This is a genomic window from Zeimonas arvi (genome assembly GCF_008039575.1).
GTDB classification, from domain to species: domain Bacteria; phylum Pseudomonadota; class Gammaproteobacteria; order Burkholderiales; family Burkholderiaceae_E; genus Zeimonas; species Zeimonas arvi.
The window spans coordinates 246,792-266,912 of the sequence record NZ_VDUY01000004.1 but is presented as its reverse complement, the minus strand read 5'-3'; the positions used below and the strand labels follow the sequence as shown (position 1 = coordinate 266,912).

At 69.9% G+C, this 20,121-nt stretch carries 25 protein-coding genes; 7 read left to right on the top strand and 18 right to left on the bottom strand.

Annotated features, from left to right (window positions below; all coding sequences use genetic code 11):
• Window positions 1-4 precede the first annotated feature (4 nt).
• The 3 genes from FHP08_RS11575 to FHP08_RS11565 are packed head-to-tail and all read right to left on the bottom strand — an operon-like array spanning window position 5 to window position 2,478.
• Complete coding sequence (locus tag FHP08_RS11575; RefSeq protein WP_147704609.1) at window positions 5-1,051, bottom strand: COX15/CtaA family protein; 1,047 nt, start codon at window positions 1,049-1,051, stop codon at window positions 5-7.
• Window position 1,052: 1 nt separating this feature from the next.
• Complete coding sequence (locus tag FHP08_RS18635; RefSeq protein ID WP_225879113.1) at window positions 1,053-1,679, bottom strand: cytochrome C oxidase subunit I; 627 nt, start codon at window positions 1,677-1,679, stop codon at window positions 1,053-1,055.
• Window positions 1,680-1,686: 7 nt separating this feature from the next.
• Entirely contained in the window at window positions 1,687-2,478 is a 792-nt protein-coding gene (locus tag FHP08_RS11565) for an SURF1 family protein (RefSeq protein ID WP_187272274.1), read from the bottom strand.
• 72 nt (window positions 2,479-2,550) lie between these two features.
• Between FHP08_RS11565 and FHP08_RS11560 the strand changes: the two genes are divergently transcribed.
• A complete protein-coding gene (locus FHP08_RS11560; RefSeq protein WP_147704607.1) occupies window positions 2,551-2,772 on the top strand; it encodes a twin transmembrane helix small protein in 222 nt (73 codons plus the stop codon).
• 148 nt (window positions 2,773-2,920) lie between these two features.
• Here FHP08_RS11560 and FHP08_RS11555 read toward each other — a convergent pair whose 3' ends face one another.
• The 8 genes from FHP08_RS11555 to FHP08_RS11525 form a co-directional block, all read right to left on the bottom strand.
• Entirely contained in the window at window positions 2,921-3,787 is an 867-nt protein-coding gene (locus FHP08_RS11555; protein ID WP_147704606.1) for a cytochrome c oxidase subunit 3, read from the bottom strand.
• 31 nt (window positions 3,788-3,818) lie between these two features.
• A complete protein-coding gene (locus FHP08_RS11550) occupies window positions 3,819-4,031 on the bottom strand; it encodes a DUF2970 domain-containing protein (RefSeq protein WP_187272273.1) in 213 nt (70 codons plus the stop codon).
• A complete protein-coding gene (locus FHP08_RS11545; protein ID WP_147704604.1) occupies window positions 4,031-4,624 on the bottom strand; it encodes a cytochrome c oxidase assembly protein in 594 nt (197 codons plus the stop codon). The genes FHP08_RS11550 and FHP08_RS11545 overlap by 1 nt, the downstream gene beginning before the upstream one ends.
• 1 nt (window position 4,625) lies before the next feature.
• Window positions 4,626-4,739: a cytochrome oxidase small assembly protein gene (locus tag FHP08_RS18565; protein ID WP_222707875.1), complete on the bottom strand. Its 114-nt coding sequence runs from the start codon at window positions 4,737-4,739 to the stop codon at window positions 4,626-4,628.
• Window positions 4,740-4,777: 38 nt separating this feature from the next.
• Window positions 4,778-6,367: a cytochrome c oxidase subunit I gene (gene ctaD / locus FHP08_RS11540; RefSeq protein ID WP_147704603.1), complete on the bottom strand. Its 1,590-nt coding sequence runs from the start codon at window positions 6,365-6,367 to the stop codon at window positions 4,778-4,780.
• A 70-nt stretch (window positions 6,368-6,437) separates the two neighbouring features.
• On the bottom strand, window positions 6,438-7,595 hold the full coding sequence (coxB, locus tag FHP08_RS11535; protein ID WP_407704021.1) for a cytochrome c oxidase subunit II: 1,158 nt from the start codon (window positions 7,593-7,595) through the stop codon (window positions 6,438-6,440).
• A 25-nt stretch (window positions 7,596-7,620) separates the two neighbouring features.
• Entirely contained in the window at window positions 7,621-8,115 is a 495-nt protein-coding gene (locus FHP08_RS11530) for a DUF2244 domain-containing protein (RefSeq protein WP_147704602.1), read from the bottom strand.
• Between the two features lie 107 nt (window positions 8,116-8,222).
• Window positions 8,223-9,107 carry a methyltransferase domain-containing protein gene (locus FHP08_RS11525; RefSeq protein WP_147704601.1) on the bottom strand — a complete coding sequence of 295 codons (885 nt, stop codon included), beginning with the start codon at window positions 9,105-9,107 and terminating at the stop codon, window positions 8,223-8,225.
• A gap of 22 nt (window positions 9,108-9,129) precedes the next feature.
• On the opposite strand from FHP08_RS11525, the gene FHP08_RS11520 reads away from it, so the two are divergent.
• Window positions 9,130-9,936 (top strand): ComF family protein, encoded by an 807-nt coding sequence (locus tag FHP08_RS11520; RefSeq protein WP_187272272.1) that lies wholly within the window; start codon window positions 9,130-9,132, stop codon window positions 9,934-9,936.
• Entirely contained in the window at window positions 9,924-10,394 is a 471-nt protein-coding gene (gene trmL / locus FHP08_RS11515) for a tRNA (uridine(34)/cytosine(34)/5-carboxymethylaminomethyluridine(34)-2'-O)-methyltransferase TrmL (RefSeq protein ID WP_147704599.1), read from the top strand. Before FHP08_RS11520 ends, trmL begins: the two co-directional genes overlap by 13 nt.
• A 1-nt stretch (window position 10,395) precedes the next feature.
• Here trmL and FHP08_RS11510 read toward each other — a convergent pair whose 3' ends face one another.
• The 6 genes from FHP08_RS11510 to FHP08_RS11485 are packed head-to-tail and all read right to left on the bottom strand — an operon-like array spanning window position 10,396 to window position 13,668.
• Window positions 10,396-10,962, bottom strand: coding sequence for an LOG family protein (locus FHP08_RS11510; protein WP_147704598.1), 567 nt, complete (start codon window positions 10,960-10,962; stop codon window positions 10,396-10,398).
• The gene (locus FHP08_RS11505) at window positions 10,955-11,968 is read right to left on the bottom strand and encodes an NAD(P)H-dependent glycerol-3-phosphate dehydrogenase (RefSeq protein ID WP_147704597.1); all 1,014 of its coding nucleotides are present in this window, start codon (window positions 11,966-11,968) and stop codon (window positions 10,955-10,957) included. The genes FHP08_RS11510 and FHP08_RS11505 overlap by 8 nt, the downstream gene beginning before the upstream one ends.
• Window positions 11,969-11,975: 7 nt before the next feature.
• A complete protein-coding gene (locus FHP08_RS11500) occupies window positions 11,976-12,422 on the bottom strand; it encodes an SH3 domain-containing protein (protein WP_147704596.1) in 447 nt (148 codons plus the stop codon).
• Between the two features lie 2 nt (window positions 12,423-12,424).
• Entirely contained in the window at window positions 12,425-12,910 is a 486-nt protein-coding gene (gene secB / locus FHP08_RS11495; RefSeq protein ID WP_147704595.1) for a protein-export chaperone SecB, read from the bottom strand.
• 52 nt (window positions 12,911-12,962) lie between these two features.
• Window positions 12,963-13,220, bottom strand: coding sequence for a glutaredoxin 3 (grxC, locus tag FHP08_RS11490; RefSeq protein ID WP_147704594.1), 258 nt, complete (start codon window positions 13,218-13,220; stop codon window positions 12,963-12,965).
• 46 nt (window positions 13,221-13,266) lie between these two features.
• Window positions 13,267-13,668, bottom strand: coding sequence for a rhodanese-like domain-containing protein (locus FHP08_RS11485; RefSeq protein ID WP_147704593.1), 402 nt, complete (start codon window positions 13,666-13,668; stop codon window positions 13,267-13,269).
• A gap of 90 nt (window positions 13,669-13,758) precedes the next feature.
• Between FHP08_RS11485 and gpmA the strand changes: the two genes are divergently transcribed.
• The 4 genes from gpmA (at window position 13,759) to recQ (ending at window position 18,712) form a co-directional block, all read left to right on the top strand.
• Window positions 13,759-14,508 (top strand): 2,3-diphosphoglycerate-dependent phosphoglycerate mutase, encoded by a 750-nt coding sequence (gene gpmA, locus FHP08_RS11480; protein ID WP_147704592.1) that lies wholly within the window; start codon window positions 13,759-13,761, stop codon window positions 14,506-14,508.
• 112 nt (window positions 14,509-14,620) lie between these two features.
• Window positions 14,621-16,039, top strand: coding sequence for a S41 family peptidase (locus FHP08_RS11475; protein WP_147704591.1), 1,419 nt, complete (start codon window positions 14,621-14,623; stop codon window positions 16,037-16,039).
• Window positions 16,040-16,043: 4 nt separating this feature from the next.
• Window positions 16,044-16,796, top strand: coding sequence for a HesA/MoeB/ThiF family protein (locus FHP08_RS11470; protein WP_147704590.1), 753 nt, complete (start codon window positions 16,044-16,046; stop codon window positions 16,794-16,796).
• A 35-nt stretch (window positions 16,797-16,831) separates the two neighbouring features.
• Complete coding sequence (gene recQ, locus FHP08_RS11465) at window positions 16,832-18,712, top strand: DNA helicase RecQ (RefSeq protein WP_147704794.1); 1,881 nt, start codon at window positions 16,832-16,834, stop codon at window positions 18,710-18,712.
• Here recQ and FHP08_RS11460 read toward each other — a convergent pair.
• On the bottom strand, window positions 18,681-20,075 hold the full coding sequence (locus FHP08_RS11460) for a DEAD/DEAH box helicase (RefSeq protein WP_147704589.1): 1,395 nt from the start codon (window positions 20,073-20,075) through the stop codon (window positions 18,681-18,683). The genes recQ and FHP08_RS11460 overlap by 32 nt on opposite strands.
• Window positions 20,076-20,121: the final 46 nt, after the last annotated feature.

Sequence of the window (20,121 nt, the reverse complement as noted above, 5' to 3'; positions counted from 1 at the left end):
GCGCTCAGATCTGAAGACGTGCGCGGCGAGCGCGGAAGTTTAGCACCACGAGCAGCGCCAGCAGCAGCGCGGCACCGCCGTTGTGCGCCACGGCCACCGGCAGCGGCAGGCTCCAGTACACGTTGGACAGGCCCAGCGCCCACTGCACGGCCAGGACCGCGAGGATCGCCGCACCGAGGCCCTGCAGGCCCTCGGTGCGCATCACCCGCAGGCCCAGCCAGCCTACCACCCCCAGCACCACGACCGCGCCGATACGGTGCATCAGGTGGATCGCGGTGAGCGCCTGCATCGGCAGGTTCTCGCCGTCGCCGGTCTTGCCCAGTTCCCGGAAGATGTGGAAGGCGTCGGCGAAGTTCGCCTCGGGCCACCAGGCGCCCTGGCAGGTGGGCAGGTCGGTGCAGGCCAGCGCCGCGTAGTTGGTGCTGGTCCAGCCACCGAGGAAGATCTGCACGGCCGCCGCCACCAGCCCGAGCAGGGCCGGACCCGAAAGCGCCGCGACCGGTTCCGCGTCGACGTAGCGCGGTTGCGGCAACTGCCTGAGCCAGAGCCAGAGCAGCAGCGAGAAGGTGATCAGCCCGCCCAGCAGGTGGCCGGTCACGATCGCCGGCTTGAGCAGCAGGGTGACCGTCCACATCCCGAACAGCCCCTGCAGGATCACCACGCCGACCAGCCAGATCGGCAGGGCCGGGGACTGTCCGAGTCGTTCGCGCTCGCGCCAGGCGACGATCGCGATCGCGATGATCAGCAGCCCGAGGATCTTCGCGATGTAGCGGTGGACCATCTCGCGCCAGGCCTTGCCCATGGATACCGGACCGTGCTCGCCGCCCTGCTCGGCGACCGCCTGCGCGATCTGCTCCTTGGCCTGGGTGGGAAACAGCTCGCCGTAGCAGCCGGGCCAGTCGGGACAGCCCAGGCCGGCGTCCGTGAGCCGCACGTAGGCGCCCAGCATGATCAGGCACAGGGTGAGGATGACCGTGAAGCCGATCAGCCTGCGGAACCAGAGCGGCGAGCGACTGGGGATCGGCGCCGGAGACGGGAAACTCTGCGACATGTCAGCCGATCCTCGAGGCTTTCAGCAGTTTGAGAAGGTCCTTCTTCATCCGGCTCGGATCGGGGTCGACCGGGTAGCGCATCACCAGGTTGCCCAGCGGATCCACGATCCAGACGTGCGACTCGGGCGCGTCGCCGCCCTCGGACGGGAAGCCGGCGGCGGCCATCGCCCCGGCCCGGGCGCGGATCACCACCAGGCCCTCGTGTTCGGCCAGCAGGCGAGCCGGCACTGCGGTGCCCGGCCCCACGATCCAGGCCCGTTCGACCCGGTCGCGATCCTTGCCTGTGGTGAGCCGCAGCTGCCTGAGCAGGTAGAGCCTGTGCTCGCAGGCTGCGTCGCAGCGGGATCCGGCGCCGGTGACCAGCAGCCACTTGCCGCCCAGCTGCTTCAGCCCGGTGGGCGCGCCATCGAGGCCCGCGCCGGCGAGCCCGGTCACGTCCGGCAGCGGCTGGAGCAGCGTGCCGTAATTGGTCCGCCCCTCGGGCCGGATCACGTAGTAGGTGAAGTACGACGCGATGACCGGCGCCGCGCAGACCAGCAGGATGGCCAGCATCTTCAGCCGCCCGCGGCGGGTGCGCTGCCGGAGTTCTTCCGGCGAGAGGCTGTCGGACACGATGGAAGCGCTCATTCTCGATTCAGTTTCCGCGGCCCGCCGCTCCGGCGCGTCGCCTCAGCGGCCGCCACACGACGAACCAGATCCACAGCGCGGCGGTCGCGGCCGCCAGCGCATACCACTGGAAGGCGTAACCCCGATGCTTGTCGACATCGAGGCCAGGTCGAGGCCAGTCCCTCACCAGGCCGTCGTCGAAGTCCCCCTCGGGACCGCGCGCCGGCTCGGTCTGCCTGATCAGCATGGGCTGCAGATCCAGCCCCGACCAGCGGCGGTAGCCCGCCACGGTCAGGTTCTGCCAGATTCGCTGCTCGGGCCCCGGCGGCGCCGAAGCCGCGAGTTCCAGCGCCTGGGCCAGTTCGCGCTGCGCGATGCCGGTCACCGTGACCGGCCCCGCAGGAGCCGGCGCGACCGGCAGGCGCGTCCGCTCGTGCGGATCGCGCGCAATCCAGCCGCGCAGGACCAGCACGTGCACCGGCCGCGCCCCCTGTCCACCCGAACCTGCTATTTTAATCGGAGTGACCAGGTGGAAGCCGGCAATGCCCCCGTGGGTCCGGTTGTCGATGTAGACGCTCCGATCGGCCAGCAGCTCGCCGGTCACGCTGGCCCGCCTTCCTTCCAGCGCCTGCACGTCGGCGTCCGCCAGCAGCACCGGCGGCACCCGGGCCGGCGCAGACCGGTCGGCCGCCTCCCGCTGCTGCTGCAGTAGCTGCTTCTCCTGCGCGCGCCGCGTCTGCCAGTTGCCCAGCGACAGGGTGAGCGCAACCACCGCAATGGCCGCCACGGTCGGCACGACGCGGCGAACGATTTTCCTCACCATGCGCACCGGCCGGACCGGCGCACTACAATCCGGGCCTCGCCTCCTTGCGCCGCCCCGCCGGAGAATCCCTTGAAGTGGATCATCGTCGTTGCATTCATCCTGATCATCGGAAGCCTCGCCTCGGCGATGTTCTTCCTGATCCGTGACCGCGGCCGAACCCGCAATACCGCGCGCGCGCTCGGGTTTCGGGTGGGATTCTCGATCGCGCTGTTCCTGCTGATCCTGTTCGCCAACCGGATGGGCTGGATCGAGAGCACCGGAGTGCCGATCACCCGGAACGTGCCGCGCTGAAACGGCGCCCCCCTCGAGGCCGCGCACCGGGGCGCGCGGCGCCCGCCGGGCCGGGCCATCAAGCCGAAGGGGCCGCGCGTCGCGCGGCCCCTCTTCATTTCCCCCGCCGTCCCCGGATGCGTGCGCACCGGGCCGGCGCGGTTCTTTCTTACAGCCAGTAGACGACGACGTACAGGCCCAGCCAGACGACGTCGACGAAGTGCCAGTACCAGGCTGCCGCCTCGAAGGCGAAGTGGTTCTCCGAGTCGAAGTGCCCCTTCAGCACGCGGAACAGCACCACCGACAGCATGATCGCGCCAACCGTCACGTGAAACCCGTGGAAGCCGGTGAGCATGAAGAAGGTCGAACCGAAGATGCCGGAGTCGAGACGCAGGTTCAGGTCCTTGTACGCATGCATGTACTCGTAGGCCTGGAAACCCAGGAAGATCACGCCGAGCAGCACCGTCAGGAACAGCCAGAAGGTCAGCGGGCCACGCTTGTTGTCCTTGATCGCGTGGTGCGCGATGGTCAGCGTGACACCGGACGTGAGCAGCAGCAAGGTGTTGATGGTCGGGATCGGCCACGGGCCAATGGTCTGGAAGGGCTCGACCACGCCGGCCGGGCCGGCATGCGGCCACACGGCCTGGAAGTCGGGCCACAGGATGCTGCGGTGGTCCAGGTCGCCGAGCCACGGCATCGTGATCGAGCGCGCGTAGAAGAGCGCACCGAAGAAGGCCGCGAAGAACATCACCTCCGAGAAGATGAACCAGCTCATCGACCAGCGGAAGGACACGTCGACCCGGTCGCTGTACAGGCCGCCCTCGGACTCGCGGGCCACCTGGGAGAACCAGCCCACCATCATGTAGGCGAGGATGGCGAGGAAGATCGCGAACAGGTAGGGGCCGAAGGAGGCGCCGTTGAACCAGCTCGCCAGGCCGAACCCGAAGAAGGTCAGCGCAATGCCTCCGACCAGCGGCCACTTGGACGGGCCCGGCACGAAGTAGTAAGGCGCATGAGCGCGCGCACCCGAAGCCATTTTTCTCTCTCTCCCTAAGTATTCTCGTGCGTCAGCCCACGACCAGATTGACGATGATCACCAGTGTGACCACGAACAGCGCCGCAAGAAGCAGCCCGATGATGATCACGTGCAGCGGATTGAGCTGGGCGAGGTCCCGCTCGTAGCCCTTTCCGCCGCGAACTCCAAAGAAGGCCCAACCGATCGCCTTGAGGGTGCCGAGGAAGGTGCCCTTGCGGCGACTGGCTTCCTGCAACTCCTTCATCATCCGCCTCGTCCCCCGCTTGCCACCGAGGCGGTGGCGCCCTTCCCGCCCACTTCGAAGAAGGTGTACGAGAGGGTGATCGTGTTCACGTCCTTCGGCAGCTTGGGGTCGAGGACGAACACGACCGGGAACTTGCGGGTCTCGCCGGCGCCCAGCTCCTGCTGCTCGAAGCAGAAGCACTCGAGCTTGTGGAAGTACTGGCTGGACACCATCGGCGCGTAGCTGGGAATCGCCTGGCCCGTGGTGGGGACGTCCTTGGTGTTGACCAGGTCGTAGACCACGGTGACCAGCTGGCCGGGGTGGACCTCCAGCGAGCCGGTCTCCGGGCGGAACTGCCAGGCGCCGCGCCCGTTGGCGTCGAACTCGACGACGACCTTTCGGCTGGTGTCCACCTGCGTGTTGCGGGCGAATTCCTCGGCCTGGCGGTCACGCTTGGTCAGCTGGTTGATGCCGGTGACCTCGCAGATCTTCTCGTAGAGCGGCACGAGCGCGAAGCCGAAGCCGAACATCGCCAGCGTGACGACGATCAGCTTGCCGAACATCTGCCAGTTCTGCTGGCGCCCGGGCAGGTTCTCGCGGGGAGCTTCCGACATGTCAGCCGTCTCCGAACAACAGGCGGTTGAGGATCACGCCGAGGAAGAACACGAGGGCGATCGACAGCAGGATCAGCGCGGTGCGCAGGTTCCTGGACTTGTTCGGATCGCTCATCGTGGTCCCCATGGCGCGACCGGCTCGGCAGGCGTGCGTCACTTGACGACCGGGGGCGTCTCGAACGAATGCCACGGCGCCGGCGACGGCAGCGTCCACTCGAGGCCCTCGGCGCCTTCCCAGGGTTTGTCGGCCGCCTTCTCGCCACCCTTGATGCACTTGATGACCGCCCACAGGAAGACCAGCTGCGACAGGCCGAAACCGAAGGCGCCGACCGTGATGATCGCGTTGAAGTCGGCGAACTGCATCGGGTAGTCGGCATAGCGGCGCGGCATGCCGGCCAGCCCGAGGAAGTGCATCGGGAAGAAGGTGATGTTGAAGGTGATCAGCGACAGCCAGAAGTGCGCCTTGCCGAGCTTCTCGTCGTACATGTGGCCGGTCCACTTGGGCAGCCAGAAGTAGGCGCCGGCGAACAACGCGAACAGCGAGCCCGCCACCAGGACATAGTGGAAATGCGCCACCACGTAGTAGGTGTCGTGCAGCTGGATGTCGAGCGGAGCCACGGCCAGGATCACGCCGGTGAAGCCGCCCAGCGTGAACACGAAGATGAAGCCGATCGCGAACAGCATCGGGGTCTCGAAGGTCATCGAGCCCTTCCACATCGTGGCGGTCCAGTTGAAGATCTTCACGCCCGTAGGCACCGCGATCAGCATCGTGGCGTACATGAAGAACAGCTGGCCGGTCACCGGCATGCCGGTGGTGAACATGTGGTGCGCCCACACGATGAAGGACAGGATCGCGATCGACGCGGTGGCGTAGACCATCGAGCTGTAGCCGAACAGCTTCTTCCGGGCGAAGGCCGGGATGATCTCGCTCACGATGCCGAAGGCCGGCAGGATCATGATGTAGACCTCGGGGTGCCCGAAGAACCAGAAGATGTGCTGGTACATGACCGGGTCGCCGCCGGCGGCCGCGTTGAAGAAAGCGGTGCCGAAGTGGCGGTCGGTGAGCAGCATGGTGATGGCGCCCGCCAGCACCGGCATGACCGCGATCAGCAGGTAGGCGGTGATCAGCCAGGTCCACGCGAACATGGGCATCTTCATCAGCGACATGCCCGGCGCCCGCATGTTCAGGATGGTCGTGATGATGTTGATCGAACCCATGATCGACGAGGCGCCCAGGATGTGGACGGCGAAGATCGCCAGATCCTGGCCCGGACCCATCTGGGTCGACAGCGGCGCGTACAGGGTCCAGCCGGCGGCGGTGGCGCCGCCCGGCACGAAGTAAGACACCACCAGCAGCAGCGCCGCGGGAGGCAGCAGCCAGAAGCTGAAGTTGTTCATCCGCGCGAAAGCCATGTCGGACGCGCCGATCATCAACGGCAACTGCCAGTTCGCGAAACCCACGAAGGCCGGCATGATCGCGCCGAAGACCATGATCAGCCCGTGCATCGTGGTGAGCTGGTTGAAGAACTCCGGCCGCATGATCTGCAGGCCCGGCTGGAACAACTCGGTGCGCAGCAGCAGCGCGTTGATGCCGCCCACGAAGAACATCGTGAACGAGAACCACAGGTACAGCGTGCCGATGTCCTTGTGGTTGGTGGCGAACACCCAGCGACGCCAGCCCGTGGGATGGTCGTGCGCGTGATCGTGGGCGTGGTCGCCGTGATGGTCGAGTACTGCGCTCATTTGCCTTGGCTCCTGCGAACTCTCTGCATTCTTCCTGTCTGCGATCCGGTCTTGCGCGCGGATCGCCGGATCACTTCCGGGCGGCCTTGACCTCGGCGGGCTGGACGATGCCGTCCTCGGCCTTGTTGCCCCAGGCATTGCGGGTGTAGGTGAGGACCGCCGCCAGCTCGACATCGGACAGCTGCTTGAACGAGGCCATCGCGGTGCCTTGCTTGCCGTTGAGCACGATGCCGATCTGGCCGTCCTGCGGGCCGAGCACCACCTTGGAGCCCTCGAGCGGCGGGAATGCCGGCGGAACGCCCTTGCCATTGGCCTGGTGGCAGGCCACGCAGTTGGCCTGGTAGACCTTCTCGCCGCGAGCGACCAGATCGGCCTGCGACCATTCCTTGTTCGGATCGTCCATCTTGGCGAGCATCGCCTTCTGCTGCTCGTCGACCCACCTGGCGTAGTCTTCCTGGGACTTGACCTCGACCACGATCGGCATGAAGGCGTGGTCCTTGCCGCACAACTCGGTGCACTGCCCGCGGAAGGTCCCGACCTTCTCGGCCCTGAACCAGGTGTCGCGGATGAAGCCCGGGATCGCGTCCTGCTTGACGCCGAAGGCAGGCACCATCCAGGAGTGGATCACGTCGTTGGCGGTGAGCACCACGCGGACCTTGGTGTCGACCGGCACCACCAGCGGGTTGTCGACCTCGACCAGGTAGGTGTCGGTCTTGGCCTCGCGACCCTCGATCTGGGCCCGCGGCGTGGACAGCGTGGACAGGAAGGAGATGCCCTCGCCCTGGCCCTTAAGGTAGTCGTAGCCCCACTTCCACTGGTAGCCGGTGACTTTCACCGTCAGGTCGGCGTTCGAGGTGTCCTTCTGCTCGACCACCATGCGGGTGGCGGGCAGCGCCATGCCGACCACGATCAGGAAGGGGACGATGGTCCAGGCGACCTCGACCGCGGTGCTCTCGTGGAAGCTGGCGGGCTTGTGGCCCTTGGACTTCCGGTGCGCCCAGATCGAGTAGAACATCGCGCCGAAGACGACGATGAAGATGCCGGTGCAGACCCAGATCAGGAACCAGTGGATCCAGTGCAGGTCGGCAGCGATCTTCGTGGCCGGATCCTGCAGGTTGAGCCCGTTGACCTTGGGCCCGCCCGGCATGTCGCCGACCGCGTTGGCCACCGAGATCCATCCGCCCAGAACCGCCGTCGCCAGTGCGCCTGCCGCACGCTTGAATTTCATGCTGCCCATCCGTAGTCGTTCTTCGTCAACTCTGGACGCCCCCGGCCGCGCAATGCGACGCGAGCACGCCTCTCAATTCCTTCGCCAGCGCTGCGCGGCGATCGTCGGGCACCAATCCGCCTACTTCGATCGCCTTGCCCGACGACACGATCCGGATCGGGTCGCGCCGCGCGCCGCCGTACTCCACCCTCACCCATGCGGGCCGATGCTCGACCCTGCTCAGGCGCTCCCCGCTCGAAGTCTCGACGCGAAGCATGCCCGAACCGACCACGATGCGCTCGTAGTCGGTCGCGTGCCTGCTCCACCAGACGAACGCGACACCCAGCGCGGCGATCTCGATCAGCGTGAACGGAACGACGAGCCAGGCGCCCTTTGCCGCGAAGAAGACCGCCAGCAGCAGCGAGACCGCTGCCAGCGAGCCGAACCAGCAACCGAGCTGCCGGGGCGACATCGCGCAGTTGCGCTTCATCACCCACTGGTGCGTGTCCTGGTCTGCGGCGTAGCTCCACCGGTACTGCATGCGAACTGGCGCCGTTCGCGACGAACCAGCGTCTTTTTCGAAGCGGATTTGCTTCAACTCAAGGATTATAGGCAGCGACCGCGGGGGCCAGCAAATCGGGGGGCGATTCAAGGCCTGCGTCTGGGCATGAATTCGACACGTGCCAGCCCGCCCGGCAGCCGCTTCTTCGCAGGGCACCAGGCGTGGCCGAAGATCAGTTCGACGCTCAGGCGGAGCATCCCGTCGGGGCCGCGGCCCCGCTCCAGCGCGGCCAGCCACTCGCGCCGGTGGCCTCGTCCGAGCAGGCCCCGGAAGCGACCCGCCAGCGCATTGCCGCCCAGCGCGCGGGCGTCGGCGAGCAGCGCCGCGGCCTCGCGATAGGTCAGCGTGATCCGCTCGACGTCCATCACCGGCTCGGCGAAGCCGGCGCCGACCAGCAGGTCGCCGATGTCGTGCATGTCGGGGAAACTCATCATCCGCGCGCCGGCCTCCCTCAGCTCGACCAGGCTGTCGACGCCGAGCGCGGTGAAGGTGAGCAGGCCGTCCGGACGGATCACGCGGTGCCACTCCTCGACCGCCCGGGGCGGATCGGCGAACCAGTGGAAGGCCAGGTTCGACCAGACGAGGTCCACGCTCGAGGCGGCCAGCGGCAGGGCATGGGCGTCGGCCGCGAAGACCGAGGCCACCGGCTGCCCGCTCCCCTTGCGCAGCCGCGCGAGCAGCCCGCGCGGCTGCGGCGCCAGCGCTCGCCTCGCCTGCGCCGCGACCTGCCAGGCGAGGTCGCAGCCGCGCACCGAGGCCTGCGGGTAGCGCTGCGCCAGGGCCGCCAGGCTGTGGCCCAGGCCGCAACCGACGTCGAGGATGGCCGAGGGCTGCAGGCGGACGATCCCGAGGCGCTCCAGCAGGCGCCGCTCGGCCTCGCGCAGCAGGAAGTCGGCCCGGTGCAGGGCGCCCGCGCGCCGCGCGAACTGCCGGCGCACGGCCTTCGGATCTAGGTCGGAAGTGGTGGGCATCGGGCGGCAGTATATGCCCCCGATGCGCTTCAATCTGGGGATGAACCCGGTCGCCGACAGGCTCGCCCGACACACCGCCTCGGCCGCGGCGCTGCTGCTCGACTGGTTGCTGCCCACCGTCTGCGTGGCCTGCGAGCGTCCGCTGCCCGCCGGCCTGCCGAACCCCGATCACGATCCGCCGCGCGGCTGGTGCGCGGCCTGCGCCGGCAGCCTGCCGGGGCTTTCGTCGCCACGCTGCCCGGTGTGCGGCGAACCCGCCCGGAGCCTCGTGCCGGGCCCCTGCCCGGCCTGCCGGGCGCGGCCGCCGGCCATCGATCGCACGATCGTGCTGGCCGACTACGCGCGCCCGCTCGACCACCTGATCCAGGCGATCAAGTTCGGCCGCCAGTCGGCGCTCGCGCCGCCGCTCGGTCGCCTGCTGGCGCGCGCCGCGGCGCGCGGCTGGGACTGGCCCATGCCCCCCGACGCGGTGGTCGCGGTGCCGATGACGCCGGCCAGGCTGGCCGGCCGCGGCTTCAACCAGGCGCTGCTGCTGGCCCGCCCGGTGGCGGCCGCCTTCGGTCTTCGGCCGGCCGGCGCGCTGATCGCCCGGGTCCGTCAGGGGGCGCCGGCCTCGTCGCTCGGCGCCTCCCAGCGGCGCGGCGCGCTTGCCCACGCCTTCGCCGCCGATGGCGTGACGCGCGGGGCCAGTGTCCTGGTCGTGGACGACGTGATGACCACCGGCGCGACGCTGCAGGCCGCCGCGGCCGCGCTGAAGTCGGCGGGCGCGGCGCGCGTGATAGCCTGCGTGGCCGCGCGCACGCCGCCGCCCGACACATGCTCAACGTAGTCCTGGTCCATCCCGAGATCCCGCCGAACACCGGCAACGTGATCCGCCTGTGCGCGAACACCGGCGTGGCCCTGCACCTGGTCGAGCCACTCGGCTTCGCGCTCGACGCCGCGAAGCTGCGCCGCGCCGGCCTCGACTACCACGAGTACGCGCGCCTGAAGGTCCACGCCTCCTGGGCGGCGCTGCTGGCCGCCGAGCAGCCGGCGCGCATGTTCGCGCTGACCACCGGCGGCAGCCGCAGCCCCTTCGACGTCCGCTTCGAGCGCGGCGACTGGCTGGTGTTCGGCTGCGAGACCCGCGGGCTGCCGGCCCAGGTGCTCGCGCAGTTCGCGCCGGACGGGCGCCTGCGGCTGCCGATGCGCCCGGACAACCGCAGCCTGAACCTGTCGAACGCGGTCGCGGTGACCGTGTTCGAGGCCTGGCGTCAGTTCGGTTTCGAGGGCGCCGCGGCCCGGTGACTCAGCGAACCATCGCGTCGAGCAGTCGCTCGATGTCCGCGTCGACCGCGAGGCAGTCGAGGTCGGCTGCCGTCACGAAGCCCGCCTCGACCATGCCGCGACAGGCGCCGAGCAGCGGGTCCCAGTAGCCAGCCTGGTTGAGCAGGCCCATCGGCTTGGCGTGGTAGCGGGTCTGCCGCAGCGTGAGCACCTCGAACAGCTCGTCGAGCGTGCCCAGCCCACCGGGCAGCGCCAGGAAGGCGTCGGAGAGCTCCACCATGCGGACCTTGCGCACCGCCATGTCGGGCACGACCTCGAGCCGGGTCAGGCCGCGGTGGCCCACTTCGCGCGCGAGCAGCGCCTGCGGGATGATGCCGACGACCTCGCCGCCAGCCGCCAGCGCGGCGTCGGCCAGCTCGCCCATCAGCCCCACGCGACCGCCGCCGTAGACCAGGCGCCAGCCTCGTCCGGCGATCGCCCGCCCCACCGCGCGAGCGCCTTCGACCCAACGCGGATCGAAGCCCGGCTTGGCCCCGCAGAAGACGCAGATCGCGGGCGTCGCGCCCGGCGCCGCGCAGGACTCAGCCATTGTCGTCCTCGTCCCGAGGTTCGCGCGAGAGCAGCTCGCGCACCGCTTCGGCCGGCGAGCGCTCGCCATCGAGCACCGACTGCACCGCGGCCACGATCGGCAGCTCGACCCGGTGGCGCGCCGCGAGCGTGAGCGCCGCGGCGGCGCAGGGCACGCCCTCGGCGACGTGACCGAGCCGGGCCACGATCTCGGGCAGCGGCCGCCCCTCGGCCAGGGCGAGCCCGACCCGCCGGTTGCGCGACAGGTCGCCGGTGCAGGTGAGCACCAGGTCGCCCAGGCCGGTCAGCCCGGTGAAGGTGCCGGCGCGCGCGCCCAGCGCCACACCCAGCCGGGCGGTCTCGGCCAGCCCTCGCGTGACCAGCGCGGCCCGCGCGTTGTGGCCCAGCTTCAGGCCGTCGCAGGCGCCGGCGGCGATCGCCATCACGTTCTTGAGGGCGCCGCCCAGTTCCACGCCGATCACGTCGTCGCTGCCGTAGATGCGCGCCGCGCCGTGGTGCAAGGCCTGCTGAACCGCGCGCCGGAGGAACTCGCTGCGAGAAGCCACGGTGAGCGCCACCGGCAGGCCCGCGGCCACCTCCTGCGCGAACGAAGGGCCCGAGAGCACTGCATGCCCGTGCCCCGGCAGCGCCTCGGCCGCCACCAGGTGGGGCAGCGAGCCGGTCTCCCGCTCGATGCCCTTGCACAGCCACACCATCCCCGCGATGCCGGGGCGCAGGCGACCCGACAGCTGGCCGAGCACCGGACGCATCCCGGCCACCGAAGTCGCGAGCACCGCCAGCGCGCCGCGCCCGTCGCCCAGCCATTCGCAGGCCTGGTCGATGTCCGCGGTGGACTCGATGCCGCCGGGCAGCGCGGCTTCCGGCAGGTAGCGCCGGTTGCGGCGGGTCTCGCGGATTTCGAGGGCCTGGGACGGGTCGCGCGTCCAGAGCATGACCGGATGCCGGCGAGCCGCGTGGATCGCCAGCGCGGTGCCCCAGGCGCCGGCCCCGAAGACCGCGATGCGCATGCGGGTCTCAGCGGCCCCAGACTTCGTCGGCGCTGACGAAACCCGTCGCGCCGTCGCGATGGCGCACGCGCAGCCAGCCCGCCGGCGCCGGCTCGTCGACGACCTCGAGCAGCACGCCGCGCTCGGCCTGGAACACCAGCTCGCCCACGCTGCCCGGCGTCTTGCGCACCGAGGCGAGAGCCCGCGAGACCGCCACGTGGCGCGGCGGCACCAGATCGGCCTGCGAGATCCAGAACACGTCGCCCGCGTAGTCGCGGACCTTGGCCCAGGCGCCGAGCGAGGAAACCACCTCGAGCGGCGTGCCGCGGACCACGATGAAACGCTTCTGCGCCCGCTCGGAGGGACCGTCGTAGAGCACCGACGCGGCGGCCCCGACCTCGCGGAACTCCTGCGCCAGCACCGGCAACGCCGGCGCCAGCAGCGCGGCGAGCGCCAGGGGCGCCAGCGCGCGCATCGTCAGTGGGTGCCCGGCACGATGATGCCGGAGCCCTGGTTCTGCGCCTGTTCCTGCTGGTGCTGCGCCAGCCGCTGCTGGTACAGCGCCTCGAAGTTGATTTCCGCCAGGTGGATCGGCGGGAAACCGGTGCGCTGGACGGCATCGGCGACGTTCGAGCGCAGGTAGGGATAGATGACGTTCGGGCACACGACGTTCATCAGCAGGTCCATCTGCTCGTCGGGCACGTTGCGGATCTCGAAGATCCCGCCCTGCTTGGCCTCGACCAGGAAGGCGACCTTCTCGCCGACCTTGGTGGTGACGGTGACCGTGACGGTGCTCTCGTAGATGCCGTCGGCGACCTGCTGACCGGTGACGTCGAGCCCGACCTCGACCGTCGGCTGCTTGGTCTCGAGGAAGATCTGCGGCGCGTGGGGGATCTCCAGCGACAGGTCCTTCAGGTACATGCGCTGGATCGCGAATACGGGGGCTTGCGCCTGCTCGGTCATGGATGGGTCCTTCGGTGGTCGGGAGAGGTGCGTGGCCCTGGGGCGAACGCGGTCAGGAAAGCAGCGGCGCGAGCCCGCCTTCGCGGTCGAGCGCGGACAGGTCGTCGAAGCCGCCGACGTGGCGCTCGCCGATGAAGATCTGCGGCACGGTGCGCCGACCTGTCTTCTCGATCATCTCGTCGCGGCGGACGGGATCGAGGTCGATCCGGATCTTCTCGATCTGCTCGACGCCGCGCTGCTTCAGAAGCATCTCGGCGCGCTGGCAATAGGGGCACACCGCGGTGGTGTACATGACGACCTTGTTGCTCATTCGGGCTCCTGGGTGGCGAGCCGGCGGCGCCGGCCGGGCCGGGGAATCACTTGACGACGGGCAGGCCGGCCTGCTGCCAGGCCTGGAGGCCCCCGGCCAGGTTGAAGACGTCCTGGCGGCCGCCGCGGCGCAGCAGCGCGCTTGCGCGGCCGGAGGTGCCGCCGCTGTTGCAGCAGACGAGAACCGGCTTGCCGGCCGGCAGTTCGCCCACGCGCTTGTCGAGCTCGGCCAGCGGGATGTTGCGGGCGTTCGGCAGGTGGCCGGCCGCGAAGTCGGCGGGCGAACGCACGTCGAGCACGACGGCGCCCGTGTCGTTGATCAGCCGCGTGGCGCCCAGCGTGTCGAGCGCCGGCCCGGAGGCCTTGCCCATGACCAGCGGGTACAGCAGCATCCCGCCGGCGGCGAACGCGATGGCGATCAGGACGATGTTCTCGGTGATGAAATCCACTTGAGGGAATCCGCGTGGGGTCGGTGTCGTAAACCGCAAATTATAGAATAGCGGCCTCGCACTCCCCCGGTTGCCCACACCCTCGTCGACATGACCCACACGCTCGTACTGCTGCGCCACGGCGAAAGCCAGTGGAACCTGGAAAACCGATTCACCGGCTGGACCGACGTGGACCTCACGCCGAACGGCCTGCGCGAGGCCCGCCGCGCCGGCGAGCTGCTGAAGGCCGAAGGCTACGACTTCGACCTCGCCTTCACCTCGGTGCTCAAGCGGGCGATCCGCACGCTCTGGACCGTGCTCGACGAAATGGACCGGATGTGGCTGCCCATCGCCCACTCCTGGCGCCTGAACGAGCGGCACTACGGCGCGCTGCAGGGCCTGGACAAGGCCGAGACCGCGAAGAAGTACGGCGACGAGCAGGTGCTGGTCTGGCGCCGCGCCTACGCGATCGCGCCCGAGCCGCTGCCGCCGGGCGACCCGCGCGAGGCCGATGCCGATCCCCGCTACGTGGGCCTTCGACCGGGCGAGATCCCGCGCACCGAGTGCCTGAAGGACACGGTCGCCCGGGTCGTCCCCTACTGGAACGAGGCCATCGCGCCGGCGATCCGCTCGGGCAAGCGCGTGGTCGTGGCCGCCCACGGCAACTCGCTGCGGGCGCTGGTCAAGCACCTCGACGGCATCGGCGACGAGGAGATCGTGCAGCTGAACATTCCGACCGCCCGCCCCCTGGTCTACGAACTCGACGACTCCCTGAAACCGATCCGCAATTTCTACCTCGGCGACCAGGCCGAGATCGAGGCGGCGAAAGCCGCCGTGGCGGCGCAGGGAAAGGCCCGCTGAGCGCTGCGCCGCGGTTTATACTGGGTCGGACTACCCGGGCGAACGCCACGCCCGGGGTGAATTCCACTGACACGCGGTGCGGGCTGCTGGCTCCCCACAGGACTTCGCGAAGATGGGCAAGCTCAAATCCCTAGGCCTGGTTTCGGTCGGCGCGATCGCCGGAATCCTGGTCAGCATCGGCCTGACTGCGGTCGCCCAGCGCGAGACCCGCGCCACGCTGCCGCTGGACGAACTGCGGCAGTTCACCGACGTGTTCGGGGCGATCAAGGCCAACTACGTCGAGCCGGTCGAAGACAAGAAGCTGATCACCGAGGCGATCAGCGGCATGCTGTCGGGCCTCGACCCGCATTCCGCCTACCTCGACGCCGACGCCTACCGCGAGTTGCAGGTGGGCACCCAGGGCGAGTTCGGGGGGCTGGGCATCGAAGTCGGCACCGAAGATGGCTTCGTGAAGGTCGTCTCGCCCATCGAGGACACGCCGGCCGCGCGCGCCGGCGTCAAGGCCGGCGACCTGATCATCAAGATCGACGAGAAGCCCACCAAGGGCATGTCGCTGGGCGACGCGGTCAAGCTGATGCGGGGCAAGCCCAAGTCGAAGATCGTGCTCACGATCTCCCGCAAGGGCGAGACGCAGCCGCTGGTCATCCCCATCATCCGCGACGTGATCCGCGTGCAGTCGGTCAAGTCGAAGATGATCGAGCCTGGCTACGCCTGGGTCCGGGTCACCCAGTTCCAGGAGCACACGGTCGAGAACCTGGTGCGCCACATCGAGAACCTCTGGAAACAGGGGCCGGTGAAGGGCTTCGTGCTCGACCTGCGCAACGACCCGGGTGGCCTGCTGCACGGCGCGGTCGGCGTGTCGGCCGCCTTCCTGCCGCCGGGCACGCTGGTGGTCAGCACCGATGGCCGCACCGAAGACGCGAGCCGCAAGTACATCGCCAGCCCCGAGGACTACCTGCGCGGCACTCGCGACGACGTCCTCAGGCGCCTGCCCGCCTCGGTGCGCACCGTGCCGATGGTGGTGCTGGTCAACGGCGGCTCGGCCTCGGCCTCGGAAATCGTGGCCGGCGCGCTGCAGGACCACAAGCGGGCGGTGGTGCTCGGCACGCAGACCTTCGGCAAGGGCTCGGTGCAGTCGATCCTGCCCCTGTCCAACACCACCGCGATCAAGCTGACCACCGCGCGTTATTACACGCCCAGCGGCCGCTCGATCCAGGCCAAGGGCATCACGCCGGATTACATCGTCGAGGAAACCCCTGAAGGCGACCTGAGCAGCTTCCGGGTGCGCGAGGCCGACCTGACCCGCCACCTGAGCAATGGCCGCGAGCCCGAGGGCAAGCCTGCGGCGCCGCGCGGCCAGGAAGAGGTGGACCCCAAGCTCCGCGACCGCAAGCCGATCGAGTTCGGCTCGGCCGACGACCACCAGCTGCGCCAGGCGCTCAATCTCCTGCAAGGCCGGCCCGTGGAGGTCGCCAAGGCGAAGGACGAATCCGGCAGCGCGCCGAACGGCGCGGACAAGGCCGCCAAGTAAGCCGTTGAACGACGAACAGCTTCTTCGCTACAGCCGGCACCTGCTGCTCGACGAAATGGGCGTCGAGGCGCAGGAGCGCCTGCTGGCGAGCACCGTGCTGGTCGTGGGCGCCGGCGGCCTCGGATCGCCGGCCTCGCTGTACCTGGCCGGGGCCGGGGTGGGGCGGATCCTGCTCGCCGACGACGACGAGGTCGACCTCACCAACCTGCAACGGCAGATCCTGCACCGCCAGGACCGTATCGGCGAACCCAAGGCCGAGTCCGGCCGGCGCAGCCTGCTCGAGCTCAATCCCGGCATCGAGGTCCTGGCGCTGCCCCGGCGGCTGGCCGGCGACGACCTGCTGCGGCAGGTCGCGCGCGCCGACGTGGTGCTCGACTGCTGCGACAACTTCGAGACACGTCACGCGATCAACCGGGCCTGCGTGCAGGCCGGCGTGCCGCTGGTCTCGGGCGCCGCCATCCGTTTCGACGGGCAACTCGCGGTCTTCGACCCGCGCAGGCCCGAGTCGCCCTGCTACCACTGCCTGTTTCCGGAAGGCGAGGATGTCGAGGAGGTCCGCTGCGCCACGATGGGCGTCTTCGCGCCGCTGACCGGCATCGTCGGCACGATGCAGGCGGCCGAGGCGCTGAAGATCGCCGGCGGCTTCGGCAAGCCCACCGTCGGCCGCCTGATGCTGCTCGACACGCGCGAGATGCAGTGGCACGCGATCGCCGTGCCGCGCGATCCGGACTGCCCCGTCTGCGGCCACCGCCCGTGACCCGCGAGCAGCCGGCTTCCGGGCGCGGGCACGCGATGGCCGATCGCGCCCGCGAGATCCTCCATCGCGTGTTCGGCTACGACGACTTCCGCGGCCTGCAGGCCGAGATCGTCGCGCAGGTGGCCAAGGGCGGCGACGCACTGGTGCTGATGCCCACCGGCGCGGGCAAGTCGCTTTGCTACCAGGTGCCGTCGCTGCTGCGCGAAGGCACCGGCGTGGTGGTGTCGCCGCTGATCGCGCTGATGCAGGACCAGGTCGACGCGCTGCGCGAGCTCGGCGTGCGCGCGGCCTTCCTGAACTCCACGCTCGGCGCCCGCGAGGCGCGCGAGGTGGAGCGGCAGCTGGTCGCTGGCGAGCTCGACCTGCTCTACGTCGCGCCCGAGCGCCTGGTCACCGACCGCTGCCTGGACCTGCTCGACCGCTCCCGAATCGCGCTGTTCGCGATCGACGAGGCGCATTGCGTCTCGCAGTGGGGCCACGACTTCAGGCCGGAGTACCTGCAGCTCGCCGTGCTTCACGAGCGCTTCGCGCACGTGCCGCGGATCGCGCTGACCGCGACCGCCGACGCGATGACCCGCGACGAGATCGTCGATCGGCTGTCGCTGCACGACGCACGCCGCTTCGTCTCGAGCTTCGACCGTCCGAACATCCGCTACCGGATCGTCGAGAAGACCGAGCCGCGCCGGCAACTGCTCGAGTTCATCGAGGGGGCGCATGCCGGCGAGGCCGGGATCGTCTACTGCGCCTCGCGCGCCAAGGTCGACGAGACCGCCGACTGGCTCGCCGCCCACGGCGTGCCGGCGCTCGCCTACCACGCGGGCATGGACACCGCGAGCCGGGCCGCCCACCAGGCCCGATTCCTGAGGGAAGACGGCCTGGTGATGGTCGCCACGATCGCCTTCGGCATGGGCATCGACAAGCCCGACGTGCGCTTCGTCGCGCATCTCGACATGCCGCGCAGCGTCGAGGGCTACTACCAGGAGACCGGCCGCGCGGGGCGCGACGGCCTGCCGGCCGAGGCCTGGATGGCCTACGGGCTGGCCGACGTCGTCCAGCAGCGCCGCTTCATCGAGCAGTCGGAAGGCAACGAAGCGCACAAGCGCGTGTCCTCCGGAAAGCTCGACGCGATGCTCGGCCTGGCCGAGACCATCGAGTGCCGGCGGGTTCGGCTGCTCGCCTATTTCGGCGAGGCCAGCGGCCCCTGCGGCAACTGCGACAACTGCCTGGAGCCGCCCGAAGCCTGGGACGCCACCGAGCCGGCCCGCAAGCTGCTGTCGTGCATCTGGCGGATCCGCGAGGCGAGCGGCTTCGGTTTCGGCTCGCAACACGTGATCGCCGTGCTGCGCGGCCAGGACAATCCCAAGGTGCAGCAGTTCGGCCACGACCGGCTGAGCACCTTCGGCATCGGCGCCGGCCTGGGCGAACAGGAATGGCGGGCGGTGCTGCGCCAGCTGATCGCGCAGGGGCTGGTGGTGGTCGACCACGAGCGCCACCAGGTGCTGGCGCTCGCGCCCGAGAGCCGCGCGCTGCTGCGCGGCGAGCGCACGCTGCAGATGCGGCGACCGCGCACGTCGGCCCGCGCGCGGGCGGGCAAGCGCGCGCGCGGCTCGGCCGGCTCAGGCGCCGGGGCGCGGATTTCGGCGGGGCGTGGCGGACCGGGCGCAGCCGACGGCGATTCGCGCCTCGACCCGGCGGCCGAGGCCCTGTTCGAACGGCTGCGCGAATGGCGCCGCGCGGTGGCCTCGGAGCGGCAGCTGCCGCCCTACGTGATCTTCCACGACGCCACGCTGCGCGAGATCGCGCAGCAGCGGCCCGGGTCGCTCGATGCGCTGGCCGGCGTTTCGGGCGTCGGCCAGCGCAAGCTGGAGGCCTGGGGTCAGGCGATCATCGACCTGATCGCGGCGCCCGGCTCCTGAAGCCGGCGGCGTTGCTGCCGCCGAAGCTGCGCGAGGTCGGGCTGGTGCGGCCGGCAGGCGCGCCGCCGCGCGACTCGGCGCTGCCCGAGCGGCCGTGTCCGCCACCCGCGCCCGGCGTCGCGCTGCGACCGGCCGGCGCGCTGGCGCGGAAACCGGATCGGCCGCGCGGCGGGCGCGGCGGACGATCGTCGACCTCGGGCTCGTTGCGCGCATTCGGATCCGGCTCGAAGCCGGGGACCCGCTCGCGCGGCAGCTGCTGCTTGATCAGCCGCTCGATGTCGCGCATCAGGCCGCGATCGTCGGACGACAGCAGCGACAGCGCCTCGCCGCTCGCGCCGGCCCGGCCGGTGCGGCCGATCCGGTGCACGTAGTCCTCGGGCACGTTGGGCAGGTCGAAGTTCACCACGTGCGGCAGTTCGACGATGTCCAGCCCGCGCGCGGCGATGTCGGTGGCGACCAGCGCCTGCAGCTCGCCGCTCTTGAACTCCGCCAGCGCGCGGGTGCGCGCGTTCTGGCTCTTGTTGCCGTGGATGGCGAGCGCCGGGATGCCGTCCTTCTGGAGCTGCTCGGCCAGCCGGTTCGCGCCGTGCTTGGTCTTGGTGAAGACCAGCACCTGGAACCAGTTGTTGTCGCGGATCAGCTTCGACAGCAGCTCGCGCTTGCGGCCGCGGTCGACCTCGATGACACGCTGCCTGACCAGCTCGGCGGTCGTGTTGCGGCGCGCGACCTCGATCAGCTTCGGATTGTCGAGAAGGCCGTCGGCCAGCGCCTTGATCTCGTCGGAGAAGGTGGCCGAGAACAGCAGGTTCTGGCGCTTCGCCGGCAGCAGCTTCAGCACGCGCTTGATGTCGTGGATGAAACCCATGTCGAGCATCCGGTCGGCCTCGTCGAGGACCAGGACCTCGACGGTCGACAGGTCGACCGTGCGCTGCTGCGCGTGGTCGAGCAGGCGGCCCGGCGTGGCGACCAGGATGTCGACGCCGCGGCGCAGCCGCTCGATCTGCGGATTGATGTTCACGCCGCCGAAGATCGTCGTCGACGACACCTTCACGTGCTTCGAGTAGTCGCGCACGCTTTCCTCGACCTGGGCCGCGAGCTCGCGGGTCGGGGTGAGGATCAGCGTGCGGATCGGGCGCTTGCCCGCCGGCGCGGGGCGCTGCGGCGTGGTGGTCGACAGTCGCTGCAGGATGGGCAGCACGAAGCCGGCGGTCTTCCCCGTGCCGGTCTGGGCGCCGGCGAGCAGGTCGCCGCCGGACAGCACGGCCGGGATCGCCTGCAGTTGAATCGGGGTGGGTTCGGAATAACCGCGCTCGGATACGGCACGGACGATGGCCTCGGAAAGGCCAAGGGAAGCAAAGGACATGAAACTCCAGCGACATCGGCCTCGGTCACCGGGCTGCGGCCTTGCG